Here is an 11978-nt window from a genome sequence, read left to right on the forward strand (position 1 = left end):
AATAGTGAGCGATTTAATCGTATACGATATTTTTCTGGGCGAGGACCTCTTCGTTCACCATAATGACAGTCTACTAACTGATAAAGGAACAGCCTATGTCTATCGAAAACGTAGTTTACCGCGCCAAAGCTAAAGCCACCGGCGGCCGTGACGGTCGTGCAACCTCTTCCGACGGCGTACTGGATGTAAAACTGGGCGTACCTAAAGAGATGGGCGGCGCTGGCGGTGAAGTGACTAACCCGGAGCAACTGTTTGCGGCGGGCTACTCGGCGTGTTTCCTGGGCGCGCTAAAGCATGTGGCTGCTCAGGAAAAAGTAAAAATCCCGGCCGACGCCTTTATTGAAGGAACGGTAGGTATTGGCGCTATTCCTACCGGTTTTGGTATTGAAGCTCAGCTCGATATTCATCTGCCCGGCCTCGATCGTAGCGTAGCAGAAGATTTGGTGCAAAAGGCCCATGTGGTATGCCCTTATTCAAATGCGACCCGCAATAATATCGATGTGACGTTGAATATCATCAACTGATAAACCGGCTTAGCGGCGGTATGAAAGGCGCTATGGCGGGGCACGTCGATGGCACCTCTCTGGAAGCTTGAACCGCTTACCGTCATAAGTATGCGAATAGCGCTGCAACAGGTATGATTGCAGCGCTATTTTTTTATGCCCAGTGATTTCGAGTGTGATTTATTCTTTTGGTTAAACTTTTTGCCGCTTTCCCTGTCCATAAAAACTAACAATAAGCAAAACGCACTGATGGTTGCCCGCAATATTGACCCGTTTCATGTCAATGACAGGCAACAAAAGCTATCGGGTATTGATTTCAATACCGTTATACCGGGGCATCCTCATTAATGGATTTTTTCAAAAAACTATCGCACCAAAAGCTTTCTCTTTTCCTCGCGGTTTATATCGGTATTTTTCTCAATATCTCGGTATTTATCCGGCGATTTGACGTGCTTACCCTGCGGGCAAACTCTGCTTCATTGCGGGTGGCGTTGACTGAAATCGTCGCGACCGTGCTGTTCACGTTTTTTTTGATGCGTATTATTTCACTGGGTGGGCGGCATATATACCGTATGCTGGCAACGTTGCTGGTATTAATTTCCGTCGCAGCCAGTTATTACATGACCTATTTCAACGTGGTGATCGGCTACGGCATCATTGCTTCGGTAATGACCACCGATGTTGATTTATCGAAAGAAGTCGTGGGAATGCACTTCTTTTTATGGATGATAGGCATCAGCGCCATTCCGCTAATGCTCATCTGGAAGAATGCCTTGAACGATACGCTGCTGACCCAAATCAAAGTCCGCGGCCAACGTACCAGGACTCTCCTGATCCTGCTGGCCGTTGCGCTGCTGGTATGGTTGCCGCTGCGCTATCAGGATTACGCGCAAAGTGTGCAGGAGAAAATCACCAATATCGATTTGCCCAGCTACGGTGGCCTGGTGGCTCACTCTTATCTGCCGTCAAACTGGCTGGCGGCGCTGGGACTGTTTGCCTATACCTCTTTTGATGAGAATCAGGATCAGGACAGCCTGTACAATCCGGCCGACCACCATAGTTACGTTGCGCCAGCCGGTATTGATGATACCTATGTGGTGTTTATTATTGGCGAGACCACCCGCTGGGATCATATGGGCCTGCTGGGATACCACCGCGATACCACGCCCAAATTATCCCGTGAAAAAAACCTGGTCGCCTTTCGCGGCCAATCCTGTGACACTTCAACCAAACTGTCGCTGCGCTGTATGTTCGTCAGGGAAGGGGGGGCTGCTGATAATCAACAGCGTACGCTTAAAGAGCAAAACGTCTTTGCCGTTATGCGCAAACTGGGGTTTACCTCTGAGCTGTTCGCCATGCAGAGCGAAGTCTGGTTTTATAACAATACCGATGTGAACAACTTTTCGTTTCGTGAAACTATCGCTTCTGAAAAGCGTAATGACGGCAAGGCAGTGGACGATATGCTGTTGGTTGGCGAACTTAAGGAATCCCTGGCGCGTTACCCCAAGGGCAAGCATCTGGTAATACTGCATACCAAAGGTTCCCACTATCTCTATTCCCAACGCTATCCCCGCAGCTTCGCCCGCTATCAGCCGGAATGCGTAGGGGTCGATGAGTCCTGCACCCGGGATCAGTTAATCAATGCCTTTGACAACAGCGTTCTTTATACCGATACCTTTATCGACAGCGTAATTGATCAGGTCCGGGATAAAAAGGCGTTGGTTTTCTATGCCGCCGATCACGGCGAGTCAATTGACGAGAACCTGCACTTTCATGGTACTCCGCGCCATATGGCGCCCCCTGAGCAATTTCGTGTCCCTTTGATGGTCTGGGCGTCAGATGCTTTCCTCAGTTCTCCCGAGCATCATGCGGCTTTCGAGCGGCTGAAGGCTCAGCAGCGGATTGGCGTGACCCACCGGCATCAGGAGCTTTATGATTCAATCCTGGGGTGTCTGGGTTACCGTTCTGCTGATGGCGGTATAAAGAGCGACAACAACTGGTGCGCCAAGCCGGTCGAACAGAGCGACCCAGGTTGATGTCGACAAAACCGCGCGGCGTGAAAGCAGGCGCATCGGTGTGTTACCGGTGGCCAGATGATAACGGTGGTTTTATATGCAGTTAACATTGATGTTATAAAAAGGGATTGACGTTAAAACAGGGGCGCAGTAAGATGCGGCCGCATTCGGTGAGTGGCGCAGCCTGGTAGCGCAATACGTTCGGGACGTATGGGTCGGAGGTTCGAATCCTCTCTCACCGACCAAATTTCAAACCCCTGTTCCGGTAGGCGAACAGGGATGATAAAACGATAAGTCCAGCAGGCTTATCGTTTTTTTTCGCCTGCATTTTGGGTAAATCTCTGCCGGTTTGCCACAGCCTTAGCATCAGTCTGCCAGCGCTCTGCTGCCGATCACTAGGTGATCAGTCTCAGGAACCCGTCCAGCGAGACCTTGACCATTTTCACCGCTTAGCGTCGGTTATATTCACTTTATAAATCAATAAAAGCAATTTTATTATTATATTTATATTTAGCATTCAGTGATATTAATCATAAATGCACGTTATTTCATTGGATAAAAAGAGCAATACGACCCGATGGGGTTATTTAAGTTCAGTATTATCAGTCGCTTAATGAATTTCTGCCGTGGTGTTTCAAGCGTAGAAAAGCGATTACTAAAGTTATTACTCTTTTATTACATGTTAAAATCAACTGGATGATACAATTTTTTTCTTATTAGCGGTAATTGTTAAATGAAAAAATTCAAAACTAATTTGCATTAGGTCAGGCGTTAATATAATAATGCGCTATGATTTGAAATTCATACCGCCAGGGAGGGGTTGTCTTCTTTAAGTTAATCAATATATTTGCAAAGATTTGTTTATACTCCTAATGCGTTTGCTCAGTAAGTAATCAATACTCTGCTTTTGCGATAATGTCAGAAAATGATGTAACACCGTGCACCTTTAATAAAAATCAGGATTGATCATATGAGTTGCGAAAATTTACTCAGGAATATTCACGAAGTCAATTTGTCGTACTTGTTATTGGCTCAAGCTTTAATTAATCAGGATAAAGCGGCTGCTCGTTTTCGTCTCGGTTTGAATGAAGAGACTATAAATGTGTTATCTACTCTCTCTTACCCCAATTTGATTAAATTGGGTGAACTAAATCAATTAATTTGTCAGTTAAGAATTGATAATAAAACGGTCATTTCATGCTTAACCAAAGAATCACGCGTTGACGATTTGCAGCATGTGCATACGGGAATTATTTTATCAACCCAATACCTTGATTCAATTGATAGCCTAAGAACTGCTCAACATAAAGGATAGTCCTATGAGTTCTGGAAAAAGTATTTTGCAGGAAGCAAAGGATATCCAGCTGGCGATGGAGCTTATCTCGCTCGGTGCCCGTCTACCGATTTTGGAAAGTGAAACCGGTATCAGCCGTAACCGGCTGATTAAACTTTATAAAGAGGTCAGGGGGATGCCGCCCCCTAAAGGATTACTGCCGTTTTCAGCAGACTGGTTTCTGACCTGGGAACAAAATATTCATTCATCCATTTTTTATAATATATACCTTTCTCTGCTTAAAGTTGAAGAAGGACCATCTATATTCATATTGACTAAATCATATCGGCTTTACCTGGAATTATGCCCGAAAGGCCAGAGTGAAGAGGGTCCAGTATTAGGATTGACCCGCGCATGGATTTTGCTGCGCTTTATTGACAGCCAGTTATTAGGGCATACCCGCTGTACCTCATGTGGTGGCGCGTTTATTACCTATGCCTATCATCCATCCACTATGTTCTTATGTAGTTTTTGTAATCCGCCATCGCGGGCGATAAAAAAACGTAAACTTTCAGAAAACGCTGCCGATAGTCTTACTTATTCTTTAAGAGAAGTTAGAAATATGTGAACTGCGCATGAAAAGGTGCTTTGGCGGAAACAGCATACAGAAGTCAACCTTTTGATGTTTCCAGTCTGTCGTTGAAGCACTTTTCTGAACATCTCCATGAAGCTATGTAAGGAGCACGATTGTGCTAGTTATTTTTGGTTATTTTATTGTTTTCGCCTCTGTGTTTGGGGGATTCGCACTGTCAGGGGGCCAACTGGGGGCGCTCTTCCAGCCTGTTGAAATTTTGATTATCGGCGGGGCGGGTGTTGGCGCGTTTATCGTGGGCAACAGCTTCAAATCCATCCGGGCTACGGCGAAAGCCTTGCCCAGATTGTTCAAGACAAAAAAATACAACAAAGCAATGTATATGGAATTGCTGGCTCTGCTGTATCGGTTATTGTCGAAAGGGCGTCAGCAAGGCTTGATGACGCTGGAAAAAGACATTGAAGATCCCCTTAACAGCCCGATCTTTGCCGATTATCCGCTGCTGCTGAGCGATCCCGGACTGATGAACTTCGTGGTGGATTATTTGCGCCTTATGGTCTCCGGTAATTTGAATGCCTTTGAGATCGAAGCGCTGATGGATGAGGAAATCGACACCTGTGAGCAAGAGGATGAAGTGCCGGCCCACAGTCTGAGCCAGGTGGGTGAGGCGCTGCCGGCCTTTGGTATCGTTGCCGCGGTGATGGGAATTGTTAACGCCTTGGCAGCAGCTGACCGTCCGGCTGCGGAGATGGGGGCATTGATAGCCCACGCTATGGTCGGCACTTTTCTCGGTATCCTGCTGGCTTACGGGTGTGTGAGCCCATTGGCAGCGCTACTGCGTCAGAAGAGCTTTGAGCATCTGAAAATGCTGCAGTGCATCAAAGTGACATTGCTTTCCAGTATCAACGGCTATGCCCCGCAGATTGCGGTTGAATTTGGTCGTAAGACTCTTTACTCAACAGAACGGCCCTCATTTATTGAGCTTGAAGAGCATATTCGTAACGTCAAGAAAGCCAGCACAACGGGCGTATAATGAAAAAATCGCATCCGATCATCATAGTCAAAAAGCGCAAATCCCCAAAAACCGCCCATCACGGCGGTACGTGGAAAATCGCCTATGCCGATTTTATGACCGCCATGATGGCGTTCTTTCTGGTGATGTGGCTGCTGAGTTCGTCCAGTCCTGAAGAGCGCAAGCAGGTGGCTGACTACTTCAAGATGCCGCTGCATACCGCGCTGGCCCAGGGCAACCGCTTTACCATCAGCGATAATATCATTCCCGGCGGCGGCAGCGATATCATCAAGCAGGAGGGCGAGGTCACCAAGTATTCCCGCTCTCAGGAAAGAACGCGGGACCGGCAGCGTTTGCGTAAAACCCAGCAGCGACTGGAGCAGATGATCCGCAGTGATCCCCGATTGCGTCAGCTGCAACCGAATCTAAATATCAAGATGCTGGACGAGGGGCTACGCATTCAGATTGTCGATAGCAAAAATCGACCGATGTTCCTGACCGGCAGTAAGCAGGTGGCGCCGTATATGCGTGACATCCTGCGGCTGATTGCGCCAGTGCTGAACGATGTTCCCAACCTTATCAGCCTTTCCGGGCATACCGACAGCAAACAGTATGCCAATGGCGAGCGGAGTTACAGTAACTGGGAACTGTCCGCCGATCGCGCCAATGCTTCCCGGCGTGAACTGGTCGAGGGTGGGCTGCATATCGGTAAGATCCTTCGGGTAATGGGCATGGGTGACGTACTTAAAATGCCCGGCACCGCTGAGTCAGATAATATCTCTCAGCGCCGCATCAGCATTGTGGTGTTAACCAGAGAGGCTGAACAGAAAATCCTGTCGGTGCAGGAAGCGGACCAGGCCACTCTGTCTGAGGATATGCCGGAAACGGTCAGAGACCGTCTGGAAGATACGCTGAATATCCCGGAGCCGAAAACGGTCGGGCTACCGGCGGCGGGATCCGCTGCCTCGACCTTATCAACCCCAGCGGCCCAGTCGACATCAGCACCGGTTGTGATTCCAACGATACCGCTGACGGCAGCGACTGGCCTGGTTCAGGTACCAGGTACGACTCCAGCGGCAGCATCTGGTCTGGTTCAGGTGCCAGGTGCGGCTCCAACGGCAGTGTCTGGCCTGGTTCAGGTGCCAGGTACGACTCCAACGGCAGCATCTGGTCTGGTTCCGGTGCCAGGTGCGGCACCGACCGCCCAGCTGGCGCCATCGCCGGATGCCTACAGGGTGATATCGTCTTTGCCTGCGCCGGGTCAGCTAGTGGCGTTACCCGGGCTGCCTGCCGCCGCCGCTGCCGAGGGCATCGTCGGTGAGCATGCTAGCCATCTTACGCCTTCCCCACCGACAAACGCCGGCATCATGCCGGGTGAGGGCATTGACTTGGTCATCGGGGCTGATGAGTCGGCCCATGTCACCAACCCCTCTTCCCCACAGGGTTAACAGGGCACGAGTAAAATGGATATAACTGAGCTATATCAAACTTTTTTCGATGAGGCTGATGAACTGCTGGCCGACATGGAGCAGCAGCTGTTAGCGATCGACCTCGATGCGCCCGATCAGGAACGACTTAACGCGATCTTCCGCGCGGCACACTCGATCAAGGGCGGAGCCGGGACCTTTGGATTCGTCATGCTGCAGCAGACCACGCATTTGCTGGAAAACCTGCTCGATCATGCCAGAACCGGCGCCATGGCGCTGAACGACGATATTCTCACGGTGTTCCTGCAGGCCAAAGATCATATTCAGGATCAGATAACCGATTACAAAGCCGGTGAAGAGCCGGATGAGCTACGCTTTGAGTCGATTTGCCAGGCGCTGAGCCAACTGGCGGTGTTGCCTGCCAGCGGTGCCTGTGTCTCAGGACAGGCCAAAACCGAGTCGGCTGATGTTGATGATCATTTAATGACCGTCTGTCTGCACCAGTTGGAGCAGGGACAGAGCGAAGTGCTGGTTGAAGAGCTGACCCATCTGGGCACCGTCCTCAACCATCAGCAGCAGGATGGGGTGTATATCATTTCATTGCAAAGCACGCTGTCTGAAGATGACATTTGCGCCGTGCTGTGCTTCGTTATCGAACCTGAACAGATAAAGATAACCTCTGCCACCCTCGATAAGGCTGCTGCGTCTGACACCGGAGCGACCGACCTGAGCGCTGCGTCTACTATGCCTGCCTCCGCAGGTATAAGTACCGCGTCTGATGGGGTAGCCACGGCTGCTGCGCCTGGCGCTGCAGCGGCACCACTACCGTCGACAACTGCCGTGGCGGCCGGCGGCACACCGCAGCTCGACAGCGCCAGTACGCGTCCGCGTGCGGCCGAGTCCGGCAGTATCCGCGTGGCGGTAGAAAAAGTAGATAAGATTATCAATTTGCTGGGAGAGCTGGTGATTTCTCAATCCATGCTCAAGCAGTTGTCCGCTTCCCTTGATCCTTCGGTAGGCGATGAGCTGCTGATAAGCATAAGCCAGCTGGAGCACAATGCCCGGGATTTGCAGGAATCGGTAATGTCGATCCGTATGATGCCGCTGCAGTATGTGTTTGGTCGTTTTCCACGTTTGGTGCGTGATCTGGCGGGTAAGCTGAACAAGCAGTGCGAACTGCAGATTAAGGGCGGCTCGACTGAGCTTGATAAAAGCCTGATTGAGAAAATCATCGATCCGCTGACGCATCTTATCCGTAACAGCCTTGATCACGGCATTGAAGATGTAGCAACCCGTCTGGCCAATGGTAAACCCGCCACCGGGACGCTGACGCTTTCGGCAGAGCATCGCGGTAGCCATATCATTCTTGAAATTAGCGATGATGGCGCCGGGCTGAATCGTGAGCGCATCCTGGCAAAAGCCTTGTCCCAGGGAATGGATATCGCTGAAAATATCAGCGATGAAGAAGTATGGCAGTTGATTTTTGCCCCAGGCTTTTCTACCGCCGAGCATGTCACCGATGTGTCCGGCAGGGGAGTCGGCATGGATGTCGTTAAACGTAATATCAAGGATCTTGGCGGCGGCATCGAGATTCGCTCAGCGCCGAATCAAGGCACCCTGGTGCGCATCCTGTTACCCCTGACGCTGGCGATCCTCGACGGCATGTCGGTCAGGGTTGGCGGCGAAACCTTTATATTGCCGCTGAACTCGGTAGTCGAATCCCTAAAGCCCGAAGAACAGGAACTGCATCCTATTTCGCGGGGTGAATGCATGTTGCAAGTTCGAGGAGAATATCTTCCCTTGTTTGAACTTCACCGGGTCTTCGATATAAAAGATGCCCAGGAAGATCCCTCCAAGGCTATCGCCGTTATTTTGCAAGGTGCGAAAATGCGCTACGCCTTGATGGTTGATCAGCTCATTGATCAGCATCAGGTCGTGGTAAAAGATCTTGAAATGAATTATCGAAGGGTAGGTGGTGTGTCGGCGGCCACCATTTTAGGCGACGGTAAAGTTGCGTTGATCATTGATGCGGTGGCCTTACCCCAGATATGCCAGGACAAGCGCCTTTCATGTGCATGAATATTTCAAACACGACGACTTTGCAGATAATTGACAATGGATGATCAAAACGATGATGGGTATGGCAACCGAACATAAAAAAATGGAAGAGCCTGGTGGTCAGGAAGTCCTTATTTTTACTGTAGCACAGGAGGAATATGGCATCGATATACTCAAGGTGCAGGAGATAAGGGGCTATGATCACGTAACGAGAATCGCAAATACTCCGGATTTTATTAAAGGCGTCACTAACTTACGTGGGGTCATTGCGCCGATAATCGATCTCAGGATGAAGCTGGTAAATGATGAAGTCACTTACGATAACAATACTGTCGTTATTGTACTCAATTTTCTGGAACGGGTGGTGGGCATTGTGGTGGATGGCGTTTCAGACGTGTTGTCCCTGCAGGCGTCTGAAATTCGTCCAGTGCCGGATTTCTCAATTTCTATGCCGACCGAATATCTGATGGGATTAGGCGTTATTAACGAACGAATGATTATATTGGTCGATATTGAGAAACTGCTCAGCAGTGAAGAAATGCAGCTGATTGATAGCGTTGCACAGGGTGCAGCCAATTGATTGAGTTACCAGGTATAGTCCACAATTGCAATGGAATATGTGTGCGTGTTTATAGCGATGGACCCATTTATGGGAAAACAAGGGAAGTTCAGTGAAGCAGAATTATTCGCCATTTTCCTTACTCGATGAATTCAGTTTGATAAAAAAACAGTATGAAATTACAGAACACGAATTTAATCGAATTGGTGAATTAATCTATCAACGGTCCGGGATAGTCCTTTCTCAACATAAACGAGATATGGTCTATCACCGTCTTTCCCGTATTTTACGTTCCCATGGTTTTACTCGCTTTAGCCAATATCTGGCCATTTTAGAAAAGGATAAACATGGGCCGGAATGGCAGGTATTTATCAACGCCATGACGACCAACCTGACGTCTTTTTTCCGGGAGGCACATCACTTTCCGATCTTGGCGAAACATGCGAATCAACGGCGCCACGGTTATAAAGTCTGGAGTTCAGCGTCATCCACCGGCGAAGAGCCCTGTTCTATTGCAATACAGCTGGATGAAGTGCTCGGCACATCTATCAATGGTCCGCGTATTTGGGCAACGGATATTGACACTGATGTATTAGCCACCGCTGAGCGGGGTATATATCGAGCAGTCGATATCGAATCTTTGTCCCAGGAGCGTAAAAGGCGTTACTTCATGCGGGGAACCGGTGAGCAGGCAGGAATGGTTAAAATAAAACCTGAAATACGCGCAGCCATTCATTATAGCCCTTTAAACCTACTGGCTGATTATTGGGATGTCCCGGGACCGTTTGACGCAATATTTTGCCGCAATGTGATGATTTATTTCGATAAAAAAACACAAAAATCTATCTTGGAAAGATTTAGCGGAATGCTCAAACCGGGTGGACTACTGTTTGCGGGCCATTCTGAGAATGTGACTCAGATCAATGACGCATTTAGCCTCCTGGGACAGACGGTCTACCGATTGTCTAAGGATAAACCTTGAAGAAAATTCATGTGATATGTGTTGATGATTCTGCGTTGATGCGTCGCTTGATGACAGAAATTATCAATAGTTTCAGTGATATGACCATGGTGGCTACAGCGCCGGATCCTATTGTGGCCCGGGATTTGATCAAAAAACATGACCCAGATGTCCTGATGCTCGATATTGCCATGCCGAAAATGGATGGCCTGGAATTTCTTGAGCGTCTGATGCGCCTGCGGCCGATGCCGGTGGTGATGGTGTCTTTTTTGGCGGTTGAAGGCTCTGAAACCACCCTCAAGGCCCTTGAGCTGGGCGCGGTTGATTTCTTCACTAAACCCCAGGCGATGCTGCGTCAGAGTTTGAACCAATATGCCAATGCCATTGCCGAGAAAGTCCGGATGGCCAGCAGGACAAAAATCAAAGGCCCTGCCACGGCAAAGCGGTCCGGTATGTTGTCGCTCTCTGCATCTCCGGCGAAGGAAACCATCATCGCCATTGGCGCGTCGACCGGCGGAACCGAGGCGATACGTGAAGTGCTGATGCCGTTGCCGCCAGACTGCCCGCCGTTGGTCATTGCCCAGCATATGCCGCCGGGCTTCACCCGCTCCTTCGCCCAACGGCTGGATAAATTGTGCCATATCACGGTTAAAGAGGGCGAGGATGGTGAGCGGGTGCAGGCGGGCTATGCCTATATCGCACCCGGCGATCATCATATGGAGCTGCATCGCAGCGGCAGCCATTACCAGATCGTGCTGAATACGCTTCCTCCGGTAAATCGTCATCGGCCAGCGGTCGATGTGCTGTTCAACTCGGTGGCCAAAAGCGTTGGCCGTCACGCGATAGGCATCATCCTTACCGGGATGGGTAACGATGGCGCCGCCGGATTACGCCGCATGTATGATGCCGGCGCATACACCTTTGCGCAAAGTGAAAAAAGTTGCGTGATTTTTGGCATGCCGCGAGAAGCCATCGCGCTTAATGGCGTTAGGCACATCGCGGATCTTGACCAAATGAGCCAAAAACTACTCGATTGTCTGGCGGGCCAGACATCCTCTTAATAATGTAATCTTTCGTGTTCAGGAGTGATAAATAATGGTTGATAAGAACCTTCGCTTTTTGGTTGTTGATGACTTTTCTACCATGCGGCGTATTGTCTGCGGACTGTTAAAGGAGCTGGACTTCCACAATATGGAAGAGGCTCAGGATGGGAACGATGCACTGAATAAGCTGCGCGGTGAACTCAAGTTCGACTTTGTGATCAGTGATTGGAATATGCCCAATATGGACGGCCTGCAATTGCTGTCTGAGATACGACAGGACAGTACGTTAAGCGATATTCCAGTATTGATGGTGACCGCTGAAGCCAAAAAGGAAAACATCATTGCGGCAGCCCAGGCCGGGGCCAATGGCTATGTGGTCAAGCCCTTTACCGCCGCCATTCTGGAAGAAAAATTGAATGGCATCTTCAAAAAAGTGGGCTGGCTATAGCCCTGAGTCGTGCCAGCAAGCCCAGGGGAAATGATCGTTCTGCCCATTCCAACCGAAATCATCATTGGGGAATCCCTTCTTCAGTTT

At 49.6% G+C, this 11978-nt stretch carries 11 protein-coding genes and 1 tRNA gene; all 12 read left to right on the forward strand.

Going from position 1 to position 11978, the window contains the following annotated elements:
• The first annotated feature begins 95 nt into the window (after positions 1-95).
• The 12 genes from EDC52_RS12290 (at position 96) to cheY (ending at position 11891) form a co-directional block, all read left to right on the forward strand.
• Entirely contained in the window at positions 96-524 is a 429-nt protein-coding gene (locus tag EDC52_RS12290) for an organic hydroperoxide resistance protein (protein WP_131865626.1), read from the forward strand.
• Positions 525-850: 326 nt separating this feature from the next.
• Positions 851-2539: a kdo(2)-lipid A phosphoethanolamine 7''-transferase gene (eptB, locus tag EDC52_RS12295; protein ID WP_131865627.1), complete on the forward strand. Its 1689-nt coding sequence runs from the start codon at positions 851-853 to the stop codon at positions 2537-2539.
• Positions 2540-2686: 147 nt separating this feature from the next.
• Positions 2687-2763, forward strand: a tRNA-Pro gene (locus EDC52_RS12300).
• 725 nt (positions 2764-3488) lie between these two features.
• Positions 3489-3833: a flagellar transcriptional regulator FlhD gene (flhD, locus tag EDC52_RS12305; protein ID WP_131865628.1), complete on the forward strand. Its 345-nt coding sequence runs from the start codon at positions 3489-3491 to the stop codon at positions 3831-3833.
• Positions 3834-3837: 4 nt separating this feature from the next.
• Positions 3838-4419: a flagellar transcriptional regulator FlhC gene (gene flhC, locus EDC52_RS12310; protein WP_131865629.1), complete on the forward strand. Its 582-nt coding sequence runs from the start codon at positions 3838-3840 to the stop codon at positions 4417-4419.
• Between the two features lie 121 nt (positions 4420-4540).
• On the forward strand, positions 4541-5416 hold the full coding sequence (gene motA / locus EDC52_RS12315) for a flagellar motor stator protein MotA (protein ID WP_131865630.1): 876 nt from the start codon (positions 4541-4543) through the stop codon (positions 5414-5416).
• A complete protein-coding gene (gene motB, locus EDC52_RS12320; RefSeq protein WP_230468031.1) occupies positions 5416-6843 on the forward strand; it encodes a flagellar motor protein MotB in 1428 nt (475 codons plus the stop codon). The genes motA and motB overlap by 1 nt, the downstream gene beginning before the upstream one ends.
• Positions 6844-6858: 15 nt before the next feature.
• Positions 6859-8901, forward strand: coding sequence for a chemotaxis protein CheA (gene cheA / locus EDC52_RS12325; RefSeq protein ID WP_131865632.1), 2043 nt, complete (start codon positions 6859-6861; stop codon positions 8899-8901).
• A 52-nt stretch (positions 8902-8953) separates the two neighbouring features.
• Positions 8954-9460, forward strand: coding sequence for a chemotaxis protein CheW (cheW, locus tag EDC52_RS12330; protein ID WP_131865633.1), 507 nt, complete (start codon positions 8954-8956; stop codon positions 9458-9460).
• Between the two features lie 139 nt (positions 9461-9599).
• A complete protein-coding gene (locus EDC52_RS12335) occupies positions 9600-10421 on the forward strand; it encodes a CheR family methyltransferase (RefSeq protein ID WP_230468037.1) in 822 nt (273 codons plus the stop codon).
• A complete protein-coding gene (locus tag EDC52_RS12340) occupies positions 10418-11461 on the forward strand; it encodes a protein-glutamate methylesterase/protein-glutamine glutaminase (RefSeq protein WP_131865635.1) in 1044 nt (347 codons plus the stop codon). Before EDC52_RS12335 ends, EDC52_RS12340 begins: the two co-directional genes overlap by 4 nt.
• A gap of 34 nt (positions 11462-11495) precedes the next feature.
• Entirely contained in the window at positions 11496-11891 is a 396-nt protein-coding gene (gene cheY, locus EDC52_RS12345) for a chemotaxis response regulator CheY (protein WP_131865636.1), read from the forward strand.
• Positions 11892-11978: the final 87 nt, after the last annotated feature.

The organism is Biostraticola tofi, from assembly GCF_004343195.1.
Classification (GTDB): domain Bacteria; phylum Pseudomonadota; class Gammaproteobacteria; order Enterobacterales; family Enterobacteriaceae; genus Biostraticola; species Biostraticola tofi.